17 protein-coding genes are annotated in these 20,900 nt (G+C 67.6%); 11 read left to right on the top strand and 6 right to left on the bottom strand.

Annotated features, from left to right (window positions below; all coding sequences use genetic code 11):
* The first annotated feature begins 64 nt into the window (after positions 1 to 64).
* The 3 genes from ACVWZN_RS12940 (at position 65) to ACVWZN_RS12930 (ending at position 6,273) form a co-directional block, all read left to right on the top strand.
* Positions 65 to 1,855 (top strand): autotransporter assembly complex protein TamA, encoded by a 1,791-nt coding sequence (locus tag ACVWZN_RS12940; RefSeq protein ID WP_456954177.1) that lies wholly within the window; start codon positions 65 to 67, stop codon positions 1,853 to 1,855.
* Positions 1,852 to 5,988, top strand: a complete 4,137-nt coding sequence (locus ACVWZN_RS12935) for a translocation/assembly module TamB domain-containing protein (protein ID WP_456954176.1) — start codon at positions 1,852 to 1,854, stop codon at positions 5,986 to 5,988. The genes ACVWZN_RS12940 and ACVWZN_RS12935 overlap by 4 nt, the downstream gene beginning before the upstream one ends.
* Positions 5,989 to 6,051: 63 nt before the next feature.
* The gene (locus ACVWZN_RS12930) at positions 6,052 to 6,273 is read left to right on the top strand and encodes a hypothetical protein (RefSeq protein ID WP_456954175.1); all 222 of its coding nucleotides are present in this window, start codon (positions 6,052 to 6,054) and stop codon (positions 6,271 to 6,273) included.
* Positions 6,274 to 6,279: 6 nt separating this feature from the next.
* On the opposite strand, the gene ACVWZN_RS12925 is transcribed toward ACVWZN_RS12930, so the two are convergent.
* Together ACVWZN_RS12925 and ACVWZN_RS12920 are read right to left on the bottom strand one after the other, a co-directional pair.
* A complete protein-coding gene (locus ACVWZN_RS12925; RefSeq protein WP_456954174.1) occupies positions 6,280 to 6,453 on the bottom strand; it encodes a hypothetical protein in 174 nt (57 codons plus the stop codon).
* Between the two features lie 146 nt (positions 6,454 to 6,599).
* Positions 6,600 to 7,292, bottom strand: coding sequence for a DUF4142 domain-containing protein (locus ACVWZN_RS12920; RefSeq protein WP_456954173.1), 693 nt, complete (start codon positions 7,290 to 7,292; stop codon positions 6,600 to 6,602).
* A 252-nt stretch (positions 7,293 to 7,544) separates the two neighbouring features.
* On the opposite strand from ACVWZN_RS12920, the gene ACVWZN_RS12915 reads away from it, so the two are divergent.
* The 6 genes from ACVWZN_RS12915 to ACVWZN_RS12890 all read left to right on the top strand — a co-directional run bounded on the left by ACVWZN_RS12915 (position 7,545) and on the right by ACVWZN_RS12890 (position 12,481).
* A complete protein-coding gene (locus ACVWZN_RS12915; protein ID WP_456954172.1) occupies positions 7,545 to 8,717 on the top strand; it encodes a hypothetical protein in 1,173 nt (390 codons plus the stop codon).
* 16 nt (positions 8,718 to 8,733) lie between these two features.
* A complete protein-coding gene (locus ACVWZN_RS12910) occupies positions 8,734 to 9,465 on the top strand; it encodes a ferritin-like domain-containing protein (RefSeq protein ID WP_456954171.1) in 732 nt (243 codons plus the stop codon).
* A gap of 209 nt (positions 9,466 to 9,674) precedes the next feature.
* Entirely contained in the window at positions 9,675 to 9,842 is a 168-nt protein-coding gene (locus tag ACVWZN_RS12905) for a hypothetical protein (protein ID WP_155914376.1), read from the top strand.
* A 103-nt stretch (positions 9,843 to 9,945) separates the two neighbouring features.
* On the top strand, positions 9,946 to 10,794 hold the full coding sequence (locus ACVWZN_RS12900) for a TolB family protein (protein WP_456954170.1): 849 nt from the start codon (positions 9,946 to 9,948) through the stop codon (positions 10,792 to 10,794).
* Entirely contained in the window at positions 10,703 to 11,878 is a 1,176-nt protein-coding gene (locus tag ACVWZN_RS12895) for a S9 family peptidase (protein ID WP_456954169.1), read from the top strand. The genes ACVWZN_RS12900 and ACVWZN_RS12895 overlap by 92 nt, the downstream gene beginning before the upstream one ends.
* A gap of 66 nt (positions 11,879 to 11,944) precedes the next feature.
* Positions 11,945 to 12,481 (top strand): hemerythrin domain-containing protein, encoded by a 537-nt coding sequence (locus ACVWZN_RS12890; RefSeq protein WP_456954168.1) that lies wholly within the window; start codon positions 11,945 to 11,947, stop codon positions 12,479 to 12,481.
* Between the two features lie 66 nt (positions 12,482 to 12,547).
* On the opposite strand, the gene ACVWZN_RS12885 is transcribed toward ACVWZN_RS12890, so the two are convergent.
* Positions 12,548 to 13,246: a response regulator gene (locus ACVWZN_RS12885; protein WP_456954167.1), complete on the bottom strand. Its 699-nt coding sequence runs from the start codon at positions 13,244 to 13,246 to the stop codon at positions 12,548 to 12,550.
* A complete protein-coding gene (locus tag ACVWZN_RS12880) occupies positions 13,243 to 14,652 on the bottom strand; it encodes a sensor histidine kinase (RefSeq protein WP_456954166.1) in 1,410 nt (469 codons plus the stop codon). The genes ACVWZN_RS12885 and ACVWZN_RS12880 overlap by 4 nt, the downstream gene beginning before the upstream one ends.
* Before the next feature lie 163 nt (positions 14,653 to 14,815).
* Here ACVWZN_RS12880 and ACVWZN_RS12875 point away from each other — a divergent pair, with 163 nt between their 5' ends.
* On the top strand, positions 14,816 to 16,714 hold the full coding sequence (locus ACVWZN_RS12875; protein ID WP_456954165.1) for a potassium transporter Kup: 1,899 nt from the start codon (positions 14,816 to 14,818) through the stop codon (positions 16,712 to 16,714).
* Between the two features lie 4 nt (positions 16,715 to 16,718).
* On the opposite strand, the gene mnmG is transcribed toward ACVWZN_RS12875, so the two are convergent.
* Both mnmG and ACVWZN_RS12865 read right to left on the bottom strand, forming a co-directional pair.
* A complete protein-coding gene (gene mnmG / locus ACVWZN_RS12870; protein WP_456954164.1) occupies positions 16,719 to 18,608 on the bottom strand; it encodes a tRNA uridine-5-carboxymethylaminomethyl(34) synthesis enzyme MnmG in 1,890 nt (629 codons plus the stop codon).
* A gap of 534 nt (positions 18,609 to 19,142) precedes the next feature.
* Entirely contained in the window at positions 19,143 to 19,745 is a 603-nt protein-coding gene (locus ACVWZN_RS12865; protein ID WP_456954163.1) for a hypothetical protein, read from the bottom strand.
* A 180-nt stretch (positions 19,746 to 19,925) separates the two neighbouring features.
* On the opposite strand from ACVWZN_RS12865, the gene ACVWZN_RS12860 reads away from it, so the two are divergent.
* Positions 19,926 to 20,873, top strand: coding sequence for a DMT family transporter (locus ACVWZN_RS12860; protein WP_456954162.1), 948 nt, complete (start codon positions 19,926 to 19,928; stop codon positions 20,871 to 20,873).
* Positions 20,874 to 20,900 lie beyond the last annotated feature (27 nt).

Here is a 20,900-nt window from a genome sequence, read left to right as displayed (position 1 = left end):
TACCTGTCCACCTGACATCTGGCCGTCACGGCCGGTTTAACGTGGCCGTCGCTATCCTGAGCCGATGCCGACCCGTCCGCGCGGCCGACGCGCCGTAATCGTCCTACTCCTCGCGTTCGGCGCGTGTTTCCCGGCATGGGCGGCACGCGTCGCGCGCGTCGAAGTGCATGGGCTCGACGAAGTGATGACGACGAACGTCGTCGAGTCGCTCACCATCAACGACGAAACCGGCACCGATCTCGGTGATCGCCGGCTCGCGTATCTGATCGAACAGGTCGAACCGGAAACGCGCGCCGCGCTGGAACCGTTCGGCTATTACTCGCCGACGGTGAAGGTGAGCCGCGACGGCGAGGTAGTGCGCGTCGACGTGACGCTCGGCTCGCCGGTCAAGATCGGCCGCGAGTCCGTGCGCGTGGAAGGCGAGGCATCAAAGGACGATGCGGTGCGCACGCAACTCGACGCGTTTCGCCCGGTCGTCGGCGAGGTGCTTGATCACACCGCGTACGAGGCGAGCAAGTCGCGCGTGTCGCGCACGCTGGCCGAGCGTGGTTATTTCGATGCCGACCTCACCACGCATCGTGTCGAAGTCACGCGCGCAACGGGCGACGCGAACATCGACCTGCTCTGGGCCAGCGGCGCGCGCTACCGCATGGGGGCGGTGACGTTCACGCAGACGCCGAAAGCCATCATCAACGACTCGCTGTTGCACAAGATGGTGCGTTGGGAACCGGGCGCGCCGTACCAGCAGGCGCGCGTCGAACGCCTGCGCGAATCGCTGCAGCGGCTCGACTATTTCTCGGGCATCGACGTCGCGGCGCGTCCCGAAAAAGCAGTCGATCGCGAAGTGCCGATCGACGTCACGCTGACGCCCGCCAAGCGCAGCGTGTACACGGTCGGCCTGAGCTATGGCTCTGACAGCGGCGCGGGCGTGCACCTGGGCATGGATCGTCGCTGGCTCAACAGTCGCGGGCACAAGGCGATGGTCGACCTCGACTACGCACAGCGCCGCAAGACGGTGACGCTGCAATACCGCATTCCCGCGTTCGCCTGGGTCGACGGCTGGTACACCGTCGCGCTGCAGGGCGCGGACGAGCAGACCGACTTCATCGACGATCGCCGCCTGGAATTCATCGCGAGCCGCAGCGGGCGCATCAATCGTCATTTCGATGCGGTGGTCGGCGCGCATGTGCTGCGCGAGCGCTGGGCCTACGAGGCGGAAGACGACGGCGACCCGTCGACACCGCCGGATTATCGCTACGCGTCGTTCGTATACCCGCAGATGGACGCGAGCTATGTCGATGTCGACGATCGTTTGATGCCACGTCGCGGTTACGGCGCCAGCGCGTTCCTGCGCGGCGGCCGCGGCACCGCGGAAGGCGTGAGCGGCGTGCTGTTCGTGCAGGCGCATGCGGCGCTGAGCTGGTATCACGGCCTCGGCCCGCGCAATCGCCTGATCACACGCGGCGAACTCGGGCAGACCTGGAGCGACACGCCGACCGACCTGCTGCCGCCGAGCCTGCGTTTCCATGCGGGCGGCGAGCGCAGCATCCGCGGTTACGGCTGGCGCGAAGTCGGCCCGCGCATCGGCCCGCCCGGTCGGCGCTTCGCCGTCGGCGCGGAAAAAGTGGTGACCGCGAGCGCGGAGTTCGAGCACTACCTCAACGACAGCTGGGGCGTCGCCGGTTTCGTCGACACCGGTAGCGCGTTCAACGACAAGCCCGACCTGCACACCGGCGTTGGTATCGGCGTGCGCTGGAAGTCGCCGGTCGGCCCGGTGCGCGTGGACATCGCGCACGGCCTGAACTCACCCGATTCGCCGGTGCAGATCTATCTCTCGCTGGGAGCGGAACTGTGAGCCCGCTGCCCGACGCACCGCCGCGCGACCCGCGCGAACCCACGCCCGAGGAACGCGAGGCGCGCATCCGCGAGCTGCGTGCGAAACGCCATGCGCGGCTGCGCAAGCTCGGCGTCCGCAGCGCGATCTCCACCGGCGTTCTGCTCGTCGCCGTGGTCGCGTTCGCGTACTGGTTGCTGACGACGATCGCCGGTCGCGACTTGTTGCTCGCGCAGATCAAGTCGCGGCTTCCCGCCGATGCATCGCTGGAATGGAAGGATGCGGAAGGGCCCGCATCTGGCCCGATGACGCTGCACGACGTGCGCTTTCGCTGGAAGAAGCTGGCGTTCGCCGCGCAGCGCGTCACCATCGATCCGGCGTTGCGTCCGCTGTTCGGCCGACGCCTGCGTCTGGACGCGATGCAGATCGAAAGCGCGACGCTCGATCTTCCGCCCAGCGACAAACCCTTCGAACTGCCGCGCTGGCCGGACTCGCTGCCGCAGATCGCGCCGCCGTTGTCGCTGCAGGCCGACGACATCCGCATCGACGGGCTGCGCGTCACGCGCCAGGCCGCGCCGCTGATCGACATCCGCCGTGTGCGCGGCGGGCTCGATGCGGCGACGGGCAAGCTCACCGTGTCGCACGTCGATATCGACAGCGATCGCGGGCACTTCGCGTTGAACGGCACGTACGCGCCGGTCGACCACTACCGCACCGACCTGGTCGCGACCGCGCTGGTGCCGGTGAAGAATTCACGTACGCCGCTGCGACTGGGCTTCGTCGCACGTGGCGATCTCGATGCGATGGACGTCGCGCTCGCGGGCGCGGCGCCCGGCCCGGTGCGCGCAACGCTCACCCTGCGCGGCGCCGATCGCCCGCGCTGGCAGCTGCGCGCGAACGCGCATGGCATCGACACCGCCGCGCTCTCCGGCACGCCCGCCGATCCGCCGAAAACCACCGACATCGATTTCGATGCGCACGGCCTCGGTGGCGACGGCACGCTGCAGGGCGCCGTCGTCAGCGGCGACACGCGCGTGGTCGTGCATCCGTCGACGCTGCATCTCGAACAGCAGGTGCTCGCGTTCGCGCCACTGGATGTCGAGCTGCTCGGCGGACGTGTGGTGGTGCGCGGACGTGGTGATTTCGGCGAGCGTCGCAATGCGCGTGTCGACTACACCGTCGCCGCGCGCGGGCTGCGCTGGGGCGAAGGCACGTCGCAGGTCGCCGCCGATGCGGATCTTGCGATCGCCGGTACGCAGGCCGCATGGACGGTCAACGGACGCAGCACGCTGTCGCGCGACGGTCGCAATGCGCAGCTGACGCTCGCGGGCACCGGGCGCCAGACCGAACTCACCTTGCAGCAGCTCCAGGCGCGCATGCCGACCGGCGTGCTCGACGCGAACGGCCGCATCACCGCGCGACCGCTGCTCGACTGGAATCTGCACGCGCAGCTGGCGGGTTTCGATCCCGGCTATTTCGCACCCGCGTGGAGCGGTGCGCTGCATGGCGCGATCGCAACGACAGGCCATCGCGACGACGCCGGCGCGCTGCACGCGGTGATCGACGTACCGCAACTCGGCGGCACGTTGCGCGCGCGTCGCATGGGCGGCAGCGCGCATGTCGCGCTCGACGACGGGCTGTATCGGGGCGTCGCGGCATTGAATGTCGGCGGGGGCCGCCTGCTCGCGCAGGGCAGCGCGGGCTTCGCGCCGCTCGCGCGCTGGGATGCGAACGTGCAGCTGCAACGGTTCGATCCCGCGTTCCTCGTCGCGGGCTGGCCGGGCGCGGTGGACGCGTCGCTGCACACGCGCGGGTCGCGCTCGGCCGGAACGCCGGGGCATGCCGGCGTTCTCGATGCGACCTTCGACGTGCCGCGCATTGGCGGCACGCTGCGCGGTCGGGCGCTGGCCGGGCACGGCAAGGCGCACCTGCGCGGTAGCGATGTCGACGGCGAGGTGCAGCTCACCGCCGGCACGAGTCGTCTCGACGCACGCGGCCGCATCGGCGATCGGCTCGATATCGACGCCAAGCTTTCGCCGGTGCAACTCGCCGATCTGCTGCCCGACGCGCGCGGCGTGGTACGCGGCACGCTGCGCGTCACCGGCCCGCGCACCGCGCCGGATGTGGCGGCCGATCTCGACGGTCGCGACGTCGCGTTTGCGAGTTATCGCGCGACCACGCTGGTCGCGAAGGGCCGACTGCCCTGGCATGCGGGCGGCGCGCCGGGTGCGCTCACCGTGCACGGCAGCGGGCTGCAGCTCGGCATGCCGCTGGACGCTCTGGATGCCGATGCACGCGGCGCGGTCGAAGCGCTGCAGCTGCGCGCGAATGCACACGGCGATTTCGGTGGCGCGACCGTCGCGGGCGCGCTGCGTCATGTGGGCGCGCAGTGGCAGGCGAACGTCGCGACGCTGCAACTCTCGCCGACACGCGGCGCGGCATGGCAGTTGTCGCGCGCGACACAGGTGCGCTTCGGCGGCGGTGCGATCGCGGTCGACTCCACATGCCTGCGTTCGTCCGCCGGCGGCGAGCTCTGCGGCAATGCGGACTGGCCGCGTCGCGGCGCCGACGTCACCGCGCGCGGCCTGCCGCTGACGCTGATCGCCGGCTACCTGCCGGCGCGCGCGGACGGCACGCCGTGGCTGGTCAGCGGCAGCGTGGACGCGCAGGCGCAGGTACGTTCCGCCGGTGCGTCGTGGCGCGGCACTGCGCACGTGACGTCGCCGCAGGGCGGCTTCCGGCTGGATGCCACGCAGGCGTACGAAGTGCTGCGTTGGCGTGCACTCGATGCGCGCGTCGCGTTCGATCCGCAGCGACTGCAGGTCGACCTCAACTCCGGCCTGTTCGATCGCGGCCGCATACAGGGCCACGTGAGCAGCGGCTGGGCGGCGTATGCGCCGCTGTCGGGCGACGTCAGCGTCGACACCGACGAGCTCACCTGGATGGAACTGTTCTCGCCCGACATCGTCGACCCGCGCGGACACGTCACCGGTCGCATCACGCTCGGCGGCACGCGGCTCGCGCCGGCACTTGGCGGGCATGCGCAACTCACCGGCTTCACCACCGAGATGCCGGCGCTCGGCCTCAACCTGTCGCAGGGCGTGGCGACGCTGGATGCCGGGCCCGACGGCAACGCGCGCATCAATGGTCATGTGCGCTCCGGCGATGGCGTGCTCAACATCGACGGCCGCCTCGGCTGGCGCGACACCGGCGCGCCGCTGCAGCTCAATCTGCGCGGCACGAACGTGCAGGTCGCGAACACCCGCGAACTGCGCGCCGTCGCCAATCCCGATGTGCAGGTGCGCACGTCGGCGGGCCAGCCGATCACCGTCACCGGCACCGTCGTCGTGCCGTCGGCGCTGCTGATGCTCGAGCGTCTCGACGGGCCCGTGAGCGCATCGCCCGATGTCGTCGTGCTCGATCCCGTCGATGCGAAGGCCGAGGTCAAGACGCCGCTCGCACTCGATCTCGCACTGGTCGCGGGAAATGACGTGCGCCTGCAGGGCTTCGGCCTCGACGGCAAGCTGACCGGGCGCGTGCAGGTGCGGCAGTCGCCGGGCAGCGGCACGTCGGCGCGCGGGCAGATGGACGTGAGCGGCCGCTACGTCGCCTACGGGCAGAAGCTCGACGTCACCCGCGGACATCTGGTCTGGCAGGGCGGCGACATCGGCGATCCGATTCTCGACGTGCGCGCCGAACGCGATGCCGGTGGCGTGACCGCGGGCATCGACGTCACCGGTCGCGCATCGCGGCCGCGCGCGAACGTGTGGTCGAGCGATGGCGGCACGCAGTCCGAAGCGCTGTCGTATCTCGCGCTCGGCCGTCCGCTGCCGACGGTGGGCGGTGAACAGGGCGACCAGATCAGTGCGGCGAGCGCGGCCCTGTCGGCCGGCGGCAGCCTGCTCGCTTCGCAGCTTGGTGCGCGACTCGGTCTCGACGATGCGGGCGTGAGCCAGAGCCGCACGCTCGGCGGCAGCGTGATCGGCATCGGCAAGTACCTGTCGCCGCGGTTGTACGTCGGCTACGGCGTATCGCTGTTCGGTTCCGGCCAGGTGCTGACGCTGAAGTACCTGATCCGCCGCGGCGTCGACTTCACCTTCGAATCGAGCACGGTGGAAAACCGTGCATCGCTGAACTATCGCAAGGAAAAGTGATGCTCACGCGCCGGCAGCGGCAGGCGCGCTAGCGTCGAGCTGTCCTGTTCGCGGAGTACGGCGATGACCAAGTTGCATGGCGACGATCCGAACCACGAGGAAGTGCGCTTCGAGCGCGGCGAACTGCGCAAGCCCGATGATCGCCACGACCAGCCCGGCCAGGGCGCGGTGCTGACGCCGCCGAATGACGGCCACGAGCGCGACATCCGCCGCGATCCGCTCGCCGAACCGCGCACCGAAACCGCACCCGAAGGCACGCCGCGCGCGGACGGCGGAAACGGTTAGACGGGCTTACGTCCCCTGACGCGTATCGTCGGATGCGCGTCCGCTGTTGCGTCCACTTTCGACGTCGCGGTCGGCCGCGTCGTGCAGGCGCTCTCCGCGATCCTTCTCGTTCGATGTGCGTTCGTCGTCGCCGGCGTTCGATGCGGGCGACGCGTGATCGGATGATGGTGAACGCGTCATGGCGGAGTCCTCTGCGAGCCGTGTCAGCGTCGCCGGTGCGCCGTAAACCTGCGTGATGCCTGAGCGCATTCAGCAACGAAATTCATGAGACGTAACGAAAAAGACCCGCGCCGAAGCGCGGGTCCCATTGATTGCCGCGGGATGGATCAGGCGCCGGCGGGCGTGTTCGAACCACCCTGCTTGGCCTGCAGGGCCTTGGCCTTGTCCAGATGCTGCTGCACGTGGTCACGCGTCATCTGCAGGTGCTTCTTGACGGCGTCGTCGGTCGCGGCCGGAATCAGCACCGTGTCGAGCTTGTTCAACGCGTCCTGGTGGTCGGTAACCATCGCGTCGATGTAGGCCTTCGCATAGGCATCGCCGTCGAGCGCGGCGAGCTGCTGCGTTTCGGCATCACCCTTCGACTTCTGGTCGGTGATCGCCGGCGTGTCGGCCGGCGCGCCGCCGTTCTTGTCGAGCAGCTTCTTGGTGTCCGACATGTTCTTGCCGTGCTCGGTCTGCATCTGGTTCGCATACGCGAGCACGTCGCCGGTGACCTTCTTGCTCTTCGCCTGCTCGGCCGTCTTGATCTCGTGATCATTGACGACGTTGAGCAGTGCGAGCGCTTCGCCCTGGCTCGGCGGCGTGGCCGGCGGCGTAGCAGCGGTATCCGCCGGCGGCGTTGCGGTCGGCGTGCCGGCGGCGGTGGTGCCGCTGTTGGTGGCGTCGTTCGCTGCCGTGTCGGTCGTCGGCGCCGGCGTGTTGTTGGTGCCACCGGCGGTATCGGCGTTGCGATTGCACGCGGTGGTTGCGAGCATCACCAGCGCGGCGGCTGCGAGTGCGAGAGGGGTTTTGGCGTTCATGCGGACGTCTCCATTCGTGGGGATGCTGCGACGTAGCGGTTCGAAGCATGGACCCGTGTGTGGGCCGGACGGCGACGCTACCCCCGTTCAGGGCGACGGCTCGTGAAGGCATGGCCGCTGCGCACCACCGCACGAATTGCACGCCGACGGGCGGTCGCTTCGAACGCGTTCGCACGACATGCATGCGATTCGCACGCTGGCACGCTCATTGCGAATGGATGCGGCACCACCATCCATCAGGAGTGCGTTGCGATGGCATTGAGCCTCAACGACATCAAGGGCTGTCCGATCGACCGGCAGCGATTCACCTGGCGCGAACTCGTGCAGACGCCGATCAGCAAACTGGATGACGACGCGTTTACGCGCGTGCGCATCATCCTCATGAACGGGCTTGAGCTGGAAGCCAATCGTTTCTCGCACATGTGTGCGCGCATGAATCGCGATTTACGACTGCCGCTCGCGAAGATCCGTCGCGTCGAGCAGCACCAGGCGACCATGATCAACTGGCTGATCGGTGCGGATCATTCGCCGCTGGAAACCACCATCGCGTATGAGCAGGTGGCGATCGAAGTCACTGCGGCGGTCGCGCAGCGCGAGCCCGACGAATACCTCGCGCAGACCTATCGCTTCGGCCTGCTCGAAGACTTCGACCATATGTATCGCTACAGCGCGATGCTGGACCGGCTGGAAGGCAAGGACGCGAACAACATCCTGCAGTGCTACACCGACATTCTTCCCGGCCGCCCGACTATCGTCGAACACCGCGACCCCGAAGACGACCTGCGCACGCCGATGGATGCGAAGACCGCGCATCCGCTGAGCAAACTGCATGCGCTGACGATCATGGCCAGCGAGCAGCAGACCCACAACTACTACATGAATGTGGGGCCGCTGTTTACCGACCCGGTCGCCCGCTTGCTCTACGCGGAGATCGCATCGATCGAGGAACAGCACGTCACCCAGTACGAATCGATCATCGACCCCGACCAGACGTGGATGGAGCAGTGGCTCATGCACGAGCTGATGGAGGTCTACAACTACTACGGCTGCGTGCAGCAGGAAACCAACCCGCGCATCAAGGCGATCTGGGAACGCTTCCTCGACTACGAGATGGGCCAGCTGCAGACGGTGATGGAACTGTTCAAGCAGGTGGCGCGTCGCGACCCGGCCGAGCTGCTCGGCGAGTCGCTGCCCGATCCGATTCCATTCGCCAGCCAGCGCGACTACGTGCGCGACGTGCTGACCCGCGAGGTCGACTATCGCGTCATCGGCGCCGAATACCAGCAGGACGGTGCGGAGAGCGAAGCGTCCATCGCGTATCGCGAGCACATGAATTCGCAGGGCTCGCCGACCGAGGCCGTGGCCGAAGGCTACGTCTACCGCCCGGGTACCGAACTCGCCGCGCCGATGGCGCGCGCGGCCTGACGATCGAGGACTCCATATGCAACCCGATATCACGCTTGGAAAGAACCGCACCGGCATCAAGGCCTCGCCCATCGACGCGGGCGAGCTGCGCGAGATGCAGAACTATCAGTTGGACGTCGGCCGCCCGCCGATCAGCGCCGATGAATTGCGCGCCGAGTATGTGACCGACGGCGAAAGCGTCGGCTCGGTGCCGCCGCCGACGTCGGTGAAAGGCGTCGTCGGCGCCGCGGCGCAGGCACTCACCGGCCATCGCATGCACGTGCTGCTCGACAAGCTCGGCGAGCGCGCTGCGTTCGAACGCAGCGGCGTGCGCCTGTACGACGCGGCGCTGCGCAAGGCCGCGCTGGTCGACCGACTGCCAGGCGACATGAGTATCAACGCGCTGCAGGAAATCCGCGACGACGAAGCCTCGCACTTCGCACTGCTCGCGCAGTCGATCGAGCGCCTCGGTGGCGACAGCACGGTGCAGACGCCGTGCGCAGACGTCACCGGCGTACAGGGCATGGGCCTGTTGCAGGCGATCAATGATCCGCGCACGACGTTCGCGCAGGCGCTCGAGGTGCTGCTGGCGGCCGAGCTCATCGACAACGCGTCCTGGGAACTGCTGATCGAACTGCTCGACGGTTTCGGCCAAGACGAACTCGTCACCGAGTTCCGCAATGCACTCGCCAACGAACAGCGGCATGAAGCGCGCGTGCGCAGCTGGCTTGCGGAGGAGCTCGAAGTCATTGCGCATGTGCGGCACTGACGCAGTGTCCACATCGTTTAACGCTTCAGCACTGCTGCTCGTCGTGACGCGGTAACGACCTAAATTGCACGCGACGCTAACCGTGATTCGGGTCAACTGTACGCAACAAACGACGAACACGAAGACGCGAGGACGCCGAGGGCGGCGCCACTGAAATGCTAAAGGGCCGGCACCGACCGGCCCATCTAATCCCCCACAGGAGCAGACCAATGAGCCAGAACAACCAGAACAACGAACAGCGCCGCGAAGGCCAGAACAACCAGAACAACAACAACGAGCAGCGCCGCGAAGGCAGCTCGCAGCAGAACAACGAGCAGCGCCGCGAAGGTGGCTCGCAGCAGAACAACAACGAGCAGAACCGCGACCAGCGCCGCTAAGCATGACCACGACGGCCGCTTCGCGCGGCCGTCAGCGTCTACCCGCGCCCTGGCTATCGCCGGGGCGTTCTTTTTTTATCCATCCCGAGATCTGCCACTGCGTATGCGACCCGTTACGCCTGACGACATCTATCGCCATCGCCATCTGCAGGACCTGAGCGGAACCCCGAATTCGACGCGCGCCGTGGTCGTCATGTCGCGTGCCAAGCGCAGCGGCGGTTATCGATCGACGGCATGGCTTCTCGATACCCAACGCGATGGCGGTCGCGGCGCGAAGCGGCTGACGGCGCCCGAGTTCGACGCGCGGTCGATCGTCGTTTCGCACGATGGAACGCGCGCAGTGTTCGTCAGTCAACGCGACCCGCAGAAGGGCTCGCAGATCTACGTCATCGACTTCGACGGCGGCGAAGCGAGCGCGGTCACCAATACCAAGGATTCGATCTCGAGCGTGCTGGCATGGTCGACCGACGGAAAGCGGCTGCTCGCACTGCAGAGCGTGCAATGGAAGGAGGACGAGCGCGACGACCCGAAGGCGAAGGACCGTCCGATCGTCGTGCGCTACCTGCCCTACAAGCTTGATGGATCCGGCACCAAGGTTGGTTCGCGTACGCGGCTGGTGTCGGTCGATGCGCAAAGCGGCGAGATCACGCCGCTGGTCGAGGGTGACTTCGATGTGTCGGATGCCGCGTGGTCGCCGGACGGCAAGCATCTCGCCTACTCGCGCAAGCGCGAGGGCATGCAGCGTCACCAGACCGATCTCTGGCTCGCCGATGGCGAAGGCGGCAACCCGCATCGCATCGTCACCGATCTGTATTCAATCAGCGGCCTGAAGTTCTCGCCCGACGGCCGCCGCATCGCGTTTGGCGCGCGGCCGCATCGAAGGCGAGTCGCTGGTGCAGCTCTACATCCACGACGTCGAAAGCGGGCGGCGCGATTGTCCGAAGGGCGATGAGCTGCAGCTCGAAGGCGCGTCCATCGTCTGGCATCCCGATGGCGATCGCATCGCGACCATCGCGTCGCGGCGCGGCCTGTTCGAGATCGCGGTACTGCATGTCGACCGCGGTGAACTCACTTCTGTCGCGCGTCGGCTGCGGCATGTCACCGCGCTGTCGGATAGCGGCGACGGGCTGGTGTTCGTCGCCGCGTCGATACGACAGCTCGACGAGACGTACCGGGTCGACTGGGACGGCGGGAACGAACGTCGCCTGACGTCCTTCAATCGCGGCTGGTTCTCCAAGCGGCTGCGGCCGCGCGTGCGCAAGCGCTGGTTCGACGTGCCGGACGCGAAGGGCGGCAGCGAGCGTGTCGAAGCCTGGGTATTGCTGCCGCCGCAGGGCGACGGCCCGTTCCCTGCGCTGCTGGAATTCCACGGCGGCCCGGAGAGCGTGACGCTGCTCGACTTCGCGAGCCACGTGTACTGGTATCCGTTGCTCGCGAAAGGTTACGCGGTGGTCGCACCGAATCCGGTGGGCTCGGGCAGCTACAGCCCCGAGTTCGCACGCAGGCTATGCGGACACTGGGGCGAGTACGACATGCCGCAGGTCGAAGCCATCATCAGGACCCTGCGCGACGAAGGCACGATCAACGATTCACTCGGCTGTTACGGCAAGTCGTACGGCGGTTACCTGAGTGCGTGGGCGGCGACCACGACGGAACTGTTCAAGGCCGCGGTGGTGAGTGCACCGGTCGCGAACCTGCAATCGCATGGCGGCAACTCGGACACGGGTTATTACGTCACGCCGTACGCGATGGACGCGAACCTGTTCGAGGCGAACGATCGTTACACGCGCCTGTCGCCAATCGACCATGTGCCCGATACGAGCGCGGCGATGCTGATGCTCAACGGTCAGGACGACCAGCGTTGTCCGGTCGGACAATCTGAGGAGATGTTCGCGAACCTCATTCGTGCGGGAAACGAGAACTGCATGATGGTCGTGTACCCGGGCGGCACGCATTCGCTGGCGGGCAGCGGCAAACCATCACACCGCGTCGACTATCACGAACGCGTTGTGGACTGGATCGTCAAGCACGTCTGACGCTGGCCTCACAGGGCCGCTGGCATCGTCGCAGGCCTACCTTTCCTCCACCGACCGGGTGACCGCATGAATGCCATCGAACTCCTCAAGGCCGACCACGAGAAGGTGCGTGGCCTTCTCTCGCAGTTGACCGAAACCACCAAGCGCGCCGAGAAGACCCGTACGCAGCTGCTGGAGCAGATCCGCCTCGAGCTGGACGTGCACACGCAGATCGAGGAAGAAATCTTCTACCCGGCGTTCAAGGAAGCGGTGGGCGAAGGCGACGACGAAGCCACCGTGTTCGAAGCGCTGGAAGAACACCGCGCGGCCGGTGAACTCGTGCTGCCCGACCTGCTCGCCACCGACGTCACCAGCGATCGTTTCAGCGGCCGCGCGAAGGTGCTGAAGGAGCTCATCGAGCATCACGCGAAGGAAGAAGAGACCGACATGTTCAAGACGGCGCGCCAGGTGCTGAGCCGCGAGCAGCTCGACGAGCTCGGCACGCAGATGGCCGCGCGCAAGAAGGAACTGATGCAGATGGGCGCCGAGCAGATCGAACTGATCAAGAAGCAGCAGGGTCAGGTCGGTTCCGAGCAGTCGCCGCCGCGCGCTTCGCTGCAGTAACTGTTTCGCGATATCGATGTACAGCGCCCGCCTTATGGCGGGCGTTTTCGTTTGCGGCAGTCGCGATCAGCCGCGCCCGAGGAAACGCAGGCCGACGCCGGGCTCGGTCGCGATCCAGCGCGGATGCGTGGCGTCGTCGCCGAGCTTCTGTCGCAGCTTGCCGACAAGAATGCGCAGGTAGTGCGTGTCGTCCTGATGCGTCGGGCCCCACACCTCGCGCAGCAATTGCGGCTGGGTCACCACGCGGCCGGCATGGCGCACCAGCAGTGAGAGCAGCACGTATTCCTTGCGGGTCAGTGCGAGCGCGCGGCCCTGCATGGTGACTTCACGACGCAGCGGATCGACGCGCAGTTCGCCGTCGTCATAAACCGCGGGTTCGCCGTCGACCGTCGCCTGCGTGCGCCGCAATGCACGCAGCCGCGCCATCAGTTCGCGAATGCCGAACGGTTTGGTGACGTAGTCGTTCGCACCGGCGTCGAGCGCCGCGACTTTCTCGTCCTCGTCGCTGCGCGCGGTCAGCACCATCACCGGCACGCTCGACCACTGCCGCAGTTCGCGCAGCGCATCGATGCCGTCGCGGTCCGGCAGGCCGAGATCGAGGATGACGAGGTCGGCGCCTTCGGTGGCGAGCTGCGCGAGGCCTTCATCCGCCGTCGCGGCCGCCATCACGACGTAACCCTGCGTGCGCAGCGAGATGTCGAGGAAGCGACGGATCTGCGGCTCGTCGTCGATCACGAGTACGCGTGCGGGCGGGGTGTCGGTCATGCGGCATCGCTCGCAGGCAGCGTGATGCGTACGCATGCGCCGCCGCCCGGTGCCGGTTCGATCGCGATCGTGCCTTCGTGTGCGAGCACGATCGCGCGGGCGATCGCGAGACCGAGTCCCGTGCCTGACGGCCCGCGATCGCCGCGTTCGATGCGATGGAACATCTCGAACACACGCTCGCGTTCGGCTTCGGGAATGCCGGGGCCGTGGTCGCGGACGGCGATATCGAATGACGTGTCATTGCGACGCAGGTCAACATGGACGGTGTTGCGGTCGCCACCGAACTTCAGCGCGTTATCGATCACGTTGTAAAGCGCCTGCTCGATCAACGCGCCCTGCACGAACACGGGCGGCATTGACGGTTCGGCGTCGACGTCCACGCGTGCGTGAGGACGGTGCCGCTGCACGCGCGCGATCGCCGCGCCGATGAGTTCGTCGAGCCCGAACCAGTCGCGCACCGGTGCGACGCCGTGCCCGAGCCGCGTCATGTCGAGCAGGTTCTGGATATAGCGATCCAGCCGCAGGCCTTCTTCGCGCACTGTGGCGAGCAGCGCGCTGCGGTCGTCGGCGGCTATGTCGTCGCCCCAGGCTTCGAGCGTTTCGGCGGCGCCGATGATGGACGCCAGCGGCGTGCGCAGGTCATGCGACACCGAGGCGAGCAGCCCGCTGCGCAGGCGTTCGGTTTCGGCGGCGACGCGTTGCGCTTCGAGTTCGGCGACTAGCCGCGTGCGCAGCAATGCTTGCGTGATGTCGTCCGCCATCGCACGGGCGACGTCGCGTTCGCCGGGCTCCAGTCGCGGCAGGCCATCGGGCAGTTTCAGGCCCAGCGTACCGAGCACGCGGTCGGGCGTGCGCAGCGGCAGCATCCACCAGCCCTGGTCTTCGACGGACTCGTGACGCGCATGGCCGTCGAGACGCAGCCATGCTTCCGCATCGAGCGCGTGCCGGAAACCGTCATGCGCGGCGCGCACCACGTCCGATTCGTCGGCCGCAACAGCGAGCTGCTGTCCGAGTGCCTGTCGCGCCGCGCCGTGGCGTTGCGCTTCGGCCATGGCCTCGATCTGTTCCGACAGTCGCGTCGCCAGGCGAGCCGCAAGCAGCGCCGCGGCGAGGAACGCGAGCACCGTGGCCACGCTGTGCGACGCGCCGATGTAGAGCGTGTAGCGCGGCTCGATGAAGAAGAAGTTGTAGGCGAGGAAACACAGCACCGCGGTGAGCGCCGCGGGACCCGTGCGCGTGCGCGAGGCCACCACCAGCACCGCGAGCATGAACACCAGCGAGAGATCGTTGACGCCGAGCCAGCGTTGCAGGAGCTGCGCGGTCGCGACCGCCGCGATGCTGCCGGCGACGGCGAGCATGTAGGCGGTCACGGGACGTTGCGGACGGGCGAGCGGTGGCGCGTTCACGTCGGTCGGCCTCGAAGTCGCGTCATTGTCACCGTTGCGTAGGCGTCGATACGCATCGACCCGTCGAATTTATGCGGACTTTACGCGGCGACGCGGGTTTCGGGCTTCCGCCTTTACGCGCCGCGGTCCGACACTGCACGCCCGGATCATCGCGGAGCGCCTCGTGCGCATCGACACCCCAACCACTCCCGCCCACGCGCCGCGCGGGCGCTTCGGCACGCTCGCGCTCGGCGCACTCGGTGTCGTCTTCGGCGACATCGGCACCAGCCCGCTGTACACGATCAAGGAAGCCTTCCTGCCGCACTACGGCCTGACGCCCGACGCGCCGACCATGCTCGGCCTGCTGTCGCTGGTGTTCTGGGCACTGATGATCGTGATCACCGCGAAATACGTCGGCGTGATCATGCGTGCCGACAACGGTGGCGAGGGCGGCATCATGGCGTTGTCCGCGCTGGCCGAGCGCACGCTCAGCGGCACGCGCGGCATCTACGTGGTCGGCCTGCTCGGTGTGTTCGGCGCGGCGCTGTTCTTCGGCGATGGCGTGCTGACGCCGGCGATCTCGGTGCTCTCGGCGATCGAAGGGCTGGAAGTCGCGGCGCCTGCGCTGTCGCACTGGGTGCTGCCGATCACCATCGCGGTGCTCGTTGTGCTGTTCGCGTCCCAGCGATTCGGCACCGATGCGGTCGGCAAGGCGTTCGGCCCGGTGATCCTCGTGTGGTTCGCCGCGCTCGGTGTCATCGGCATACGCGGCATCGCGCTGCATCCGCAGGTGCTGTCCGCTCTCAATCCGATATGGGCGATGCGTTTCTTCGAGGCGCACGGCGCGCATGGCTTCTTCATCCTCGGCGCGGTGGTGCTGGCGGTCACCGGCGGCGAAGCGCTGTACGCCGACATGGGCCACTTCGGTCGCCGCCCGATCCAGTGGGCGTGGACGCTGGTCGTATTGCCCGCACTGACGCTCAACTACCTCGGGCAGGGCGCGCTGGTACTCGCGCATCCCACCGCGATCGACAACCCGTTCTATCTCGGCGTTCCGTCGTGGGCGCTGTATCCGATGATCGGGCTGTCGACGCTGGCGACGGTGATCGCGTCGCAGGCGGTGATCAGCGGCGCGTACTCGGCGGCGCGACAGGCCGTGCAGCTCGGCTACCTGCCGCGACTCAGCATCCGCCACACCTCGCGCGATGCGTTCGGCCAGATCTACGTGCCGGCGATCAACTGGATGCTGATGATCGGCACGATCGCGACCGTCATCGGCTTCGGCAGCTCCACCGCGCTCGCGACCGCATACGGCGTGTCGGTGACCGGTACGATGCTGATTACCAGCGTGCTGCTCATCGTCACCACGCGCCATCGCACACCGATGTCGCCGTGGCTGTACTGGCCGATGGTCGCGGTGTTCGTCGGCGTCGACCTCGCCTTCCTCGGCGCGAACCTCGCCAAGTTCTTCGACGGCGCATGGTTCCCGCTGCTGCTCGGCGTGCTGGTGTTCGCGGTGCTGCGCACTTGGCGTCGCGGCCGCAAGCTGCTGCAGGCCGAAGTGCTGAAGGACGGTATCGCGGTCGAGCAGTTCGTCGATGCGCTGATGCTCGCGCCGCCGTTGCGCGTGCCGGGCACGGCGGTGTTCCTGACGTCGCAGCCGGCGGTGGTCCCGAAGGCGCTGCTGCACAACCTCAAGCACAACCGCGTGCTGCACGAGCACAACGTGTTGCTGACGGTGGAAACCAAGCCGGTGCCGTTCGTACCTGTGGCGCAACGGCTCGCGATCAAGCCGCTCGGCGACAGCTTCCATCGCGCGACGCTGCGCTTCGGTTTCATGGAAACGCCAGACGTGCCGCTCGCGCTGATGCGTGCGGTGGACTGCAGCAGCATCTGCTTCGATCCGATGGAGACGACCTACTTCGCCAGCCGCGAGACCGTGGTCGCGACGCCCCGTCGCGGCATGCCGATCTGGCGCGATGCGCTGTTCGCCTTCATGCATCGCAACGCGGCTGCGGCGAGCAACTTCTTCCGCATCCCCGGCAATCGCCTGGTCGAGATGGGCGCGCCGGTCGAGATCTGATGCGTCAGGCGACGCGTTCGCGGCGTGCGCGCACCAGATGCACGAGCAGCAAGGAGATCGCCGCAGGCGTCATGCCCGGAATGCGCTGCGCCTGCCCGACCGTCTGCGGACGCACGCGCTCGAGCTTCTGCCGCACTTCGGCCGACAGCCCGCGCACCTGCGCGTAGTCGAAGTCCTGCGCGATCGCGGTGTCCTCATGACGCCGCGCGCGTTCGATCTCCTCGCGCTGGCGATCGAGGTAGCCGGAATACTTCGCGTCGATCTCGACCTGCTCGGCCACCGCGACGTCATCGACGGCCGGCGCGAGTGACGGCACGCGCATCAGCTTCGCGTAGTCGAGTTCGGGACGACGCAGCAGGTCGAGCGCATTGGCTTCGCGGGTGATCTCGATGCCGAGCGCATCGGCGATCTCACGCCCGAGCGGATTGTTGGGCGCCGCCCATGTCGAACGCAGGCGTGCGGTTTCGCGGTCTATAGCCTCGCGCTTGGTGTCGAAGCGCTGCCAGCGTTCGTCGTCGACCAGACCGAGATCGCGGCCGACCGGCGTGAGTCGCAGGTCCGCATTGTCTTCGCGCAGCTGCAACCGGTATTCGGCGCGCGAGGTGAACATGCGATACGGCTCGCTGGTGCCGTGCGTGGTCAGGTCGTCGACGAGCACGCCGAGATAGGCCTCGTCGCGACGCGGACTCCAGCCGTCGACACCGCGCACGAAGCGCGCCGCATTGACGCCCGCGAGCAGGCCCTGTGCGGCAGCTTCCTCGTACCCGGTGGTGCCGTTGATCTGGCCGGCGAAGAACAGGCCCTCGATCGCCTTCGTTTCAAGCGTCGTCTTCAGGCCACGCGGGTCGAAGAAGTCGTATTCGATGGCATAGCCGGCACGCGTGATGTGCGCGTTCTCGAAGCCGCGGATGCTGCGCACGAGATCGAGCTGCACGTCGAACGGAAGCGATGTCGAAATGCCGTTCGGGTAGATCTCGGCGACGTCGAGGCCTTCGGGCTCGACGAAGATCTGGTGGCTCGCCTTCTCCGCGAAGCGCACCACCTTGTCCTCGATGGACGGGCAGTAGCGTGGGCCGATGCCTTCGATCTGTCCGGTGTACAGCGGGCTGCGATCCAGCGCGCCGCGAATGATGTCGTGCGTGCGTTCCGACGTGTGCGTGATCCAGCACGAGACCTGCGCCGGATGGTCGGCAGTCGAACCCATGAACGACATCACCGGGCGCGGATCGTCGCCGGGTTGTTCGTCCATCACCGAGTAGTCGAGCGTGCGGCCGTCGATGCGCGGCGGCGTGCCGGTCTTCAGGCGGTCCACCACGAACGGGCCTTCGCGCAACTTGGCGGCGAGCGTCGCGGCGGGCGGATCGCCGGCGCGGCCGGCGGCGTACGTCGTCGCGCCGATGTGCACCTTGCCGGCGAGGAACGTGCCGGCGGTGAGCACGACGGCGGGCGCGAAGAAGCGCAGGCCGGTCTGCGTCAGGACGGAATCGACGCGGCCACCGTCGAAGCCGATGTCGTCGACCGCGGCCTGGAAGATCGTGAGGTTCGGCTGCGACTCGACGGCGCGACGGATGTACGCGCGATAGAGCGAGCGATCGGCCTGGCAGCGCGTCGCGCGCACCGCGGGGCCCTTGCTCGCATTGAGGCGACGCCATTGGATGCCGGCGGCGTCGGCCGCACGGGCCATCACGCCGCCGAGTGCATCGATCTCCTTGACGAGATGCCCCTTGCCGATGCCACCGATCGCCGGGTTGCAGCTCATCGCGCCGACCGTCTCGATCGAGTGCGTCAGCAGCAGCGTGCGTGCACCGGCACGCGCGGACGCCAGCGCGGCCTCGGTACCGGCATGGCCGCCGCCGACCACAATCACGTCGAACCGGTAGAAGGAGTCGCTCATTGCTTTGCCTCGAAATGCCCGCGCATTGTCGCGCAGCCGCGAAGGCGGCGAGTTGCTGAACAGGGATGCGACGCGAACGTCAGCGCATGACCGGCCGGGCCGCGCTTGGCCGCACTGCGTCACATTCGGGCGGGGCCGCCTAAACCGATCGGGTCGCGGAACGTGACAGTTGTCCGATTCCGGACATGCGACCGCGTCGACACGTCGATGGCACGCTTCGTGCACTGATGGTCACTGCACCCAGCGGGGCAGGCGCATGCGTCGGCCGGTATTGGAACAGGGGCTGGCCAAGCGCCCGCGGGGAAGCACGAAGGGCCGGATGTCGGGGGACGTCCGGCCCTTCATCTTTTCGGGGGATGCGTGCGCCGGTCGACGACCGGGTGCCGGCCCCCGGCGAGGGGCGGAACAGGGGGGATCCGAAGATCCTCGCCGGGGTCCGACATGGCGGAAACGGCGCGGCCGCCCGCGGGGGCGGACGGAGCCCGTTTAGCTTGAGGCCCGTGCGGCGGCATCGCAAGCCGCCGCGGTCACGTTTCAGGGCTCGTTTCCGCTCCCACGACGCGCGCGGCGAATCACGTCACCGGTCGCCGTGCCATCACCGCCTCGACCGCCACCCATGCGCGGCCCCACGCCGCCGACATCGGGACGACTGACCGAGGGCAGGTCCGGACGCGGCGCGATCGGCATGACCCCGCCACCGCCACCATCGACCTGTCGGCGACGACGGACGATCTCGTCCGGATTGCGCCACGGCCCGCCGTCGGGTCGATGACCGTTGTTGTTCGGATAGTTCGGGCGCGGATAGTTCGGATGGCTGTTGTGGTATGGGTAGCCGTAGCGCGGATAGCCGTAGTACGGCGAACCGTAATAGGGCGAACCGTAATAGGGCGAACCGTAGTAGCCCGGGTAACCGCCACCGTAGTAGCCGCCCCACACGGAGAAGCCCGAACGGTACGGGCCGTAGTAGCCCGGATAGCCGAAGCCCGAGTACGGCCAGCCGCCCTCGTAGCGGTACTCGACCGACGGCGAGCCGTAGTAGTAGTCGCCGTGCCCGTCGGACCGGTAGTCGTAAGGCATGGCGACGCAGCCCGCGAGCAGCGCGGTGGCGGCGAGCGGAAGAATCAGTTTGCGGATCATGGCGATCACCCCTGTCACTTATTTGGCCAGCTTCGGCCGCTCGCGTTGAACTACCGCTTAACTTTTTCGCCTTGGGCGTGGTGCGGCTGAGCGGTTCAGCCGGATACAGCGGTCCACCCACGACGTTGCCCGCATGCAGCGTGCCTGCGAGGATCGCACGCCGCCGTACCGGACACTTCCATGTCGACCCTGCATCGCGCGTCCGGACGAACCCGCCTCGGGCTGATGCTGAGCCTGGTCACCGCGCTGTGCTGGGCGACGTTGCCGGTCGCGCTGAAGGTGACGCTGCAGGTGCTCGATCCGCTCACGCTGACATGGTTCCGTTTCCTCGTCGCGGCACTGCTCACGCTGGCCTGGCTCGGCGCACGCCGTCGGCTGGTCGGGCTCGGTGCACTCGGCCGTCGTGGCTGGACGTTGCTCGGCATCGCCGCGGTGATGCTGGTCGGCAATTACGTCTTCTACCTGCTCGGCGTGGGCCGCACCTCGCCGGGGAATGCACAGCTGCTGATCCAGCTCGCGCCGCTGCTGATGGCGGTGGGCGGGATCGTTGTTTTCGGCGAGCGCTTCCGTGCCGCGCAGTGGCTCGGCATGGCGCTGCTGGTCTGCGGGCTGGGCCTGTTCTTCCGCGACCAGCTGGTGCATGTCGACGCGACGCCCGGCCACGGCGATGCGCACACGTATCTCGTCGGCTCACTGCTGGTCATCCTCGGCGCGGTGGTGTGGGCCGTGTACGCGCTCGCGCAGAAACAGTTGCTGGTGAAGCTCGGCTCGATGCAGATCCTCGCGGTGATCTACGTCGCGGCGACGCTGCTGCTGTGGCCGTTCGCCCACCCGAGCCACCTTGCGAACCTCGACGACGTGCAGTGGATGCTGCTCGCGTACTGCGCGCTCAACACGGTGGTCGCGTACGGCGCGTTCGCGGAAGCGCTCGCACACTGGGAAGCCTCGCGTGTGTCCGCAGTGCTGGCGATGACGCCTCTGCTCTGCCTCGGCGTGGTCGCCGCGGTGCATTCGCTGTGGCCGGCGATGCTCGCGCCCGAGCCGATGTCGATGGTCGGCTGGATCGGCGCGATGCTGGTCGTGGCCGGCTCGACGGCGGTGAGCCTGCTCGGCCGCCGCAGGACATGACGCCGGCGTAATGCGGACGCCCGCGCG

The organism is Lysobacter sp. HA35 (assembly GCF_054061195.1).
This window is presented reverse-complemented; position numbering and strand designations above follow the sequence as displayed.

Bases quoted from the DNA above. Each gene is read 5' to 3' on its own strand.
- ACVWZN_RS12930 (WP_456954175.1), top strand. From the start codon at position 6,052: ATGACCAAGTTGCATGGCGACGATCCGAACCACGAGGAAGTGCGCTTC.
- mnmG (WP_456954164.1), bottom strand. From the start codon at position 18,608: ATGAGCGACTCCTTCTACCGGTTCGACGTGATTGTGGTCGGCGGCGGC.
- ACVWZN_RS12915 (WP_456954172.1), top strand. From the start codon at position 7,545: ATGGCATTGAGCCTCAACGACATCAAGGGCTGTCCGATCGACCGGCAG.
- ACVWZN_RS12865 (WP_456954163.1), bottom strand. From the start codon at position 19,745: ATGATCCGCAAACTGATTCTTCCGCTCGCCGCCACCGCGCTGCTCGCG.
- ACVWZN_RS12920 (WP_456954173.1), bottom strand. From the start codon at position 7,292: ATGAACGCCAAAACCCCTCTCGCACTCGCAGCCGCCGCGCTGGTGATG.
- ACVWZN_RS12890 (WP_456954168.1), top strand. From the start codon at position 11,945: ATGAATGCCATCGAACTCCTCAAGGCCGACCACGAGAAGGTGCGTGGC.
- ACVWZN_RS12910 (WP_456954171.1), top strand. From the start codon at position 8,734: ATGCAACCCGATATCACGCTTGGAAAGAACCGCACCGGCATCAAGGCC.
- ACVWZN_RS12940 (WP_456954177.1), top strand. From the start codon at position 65: ATGCCGACCCGTCCGCGCGGCCGACGCGCCGTAATCGTCCTACTCCTC.
- ACVWZN_RS12860 (WP_456954162.1), top strand. From the start codon at position 19,926: ATGTCGACCCTGCATCGCGCGTCCGGACGAACCCGCCTCGGGCTGATG.
- ACVWZN_RS12900 (WP_456954170.1), top strand. From the start codon at position 9,946: ATGCGACCCGTTACGCCTGACGACATCTATCGCCATCGCCATCTGCAG.
- ACVWZN_RS12925 (WP_456954174.1), bottom strand. From the start codon at position 6,453: ATGACGCGTTCACCATCATCCGATCACGCGTCGCCCGCATCGAACGCC.
- ACVWZN_RS12905 (WP_155914376.1), top strand. From the start codon at position 9,675: ATGAGCCAGAACAACCAGAACAACGAACAGCGCCGCGAAGGCCAGAAC.
- ACVWZN_RS12885 (WP_456954167.1), bottom strand. From the start codon at position 13,246: ATGACCGACACCCCGCCCGCACGCGTACTCGTGATCGACGACGAGCCG.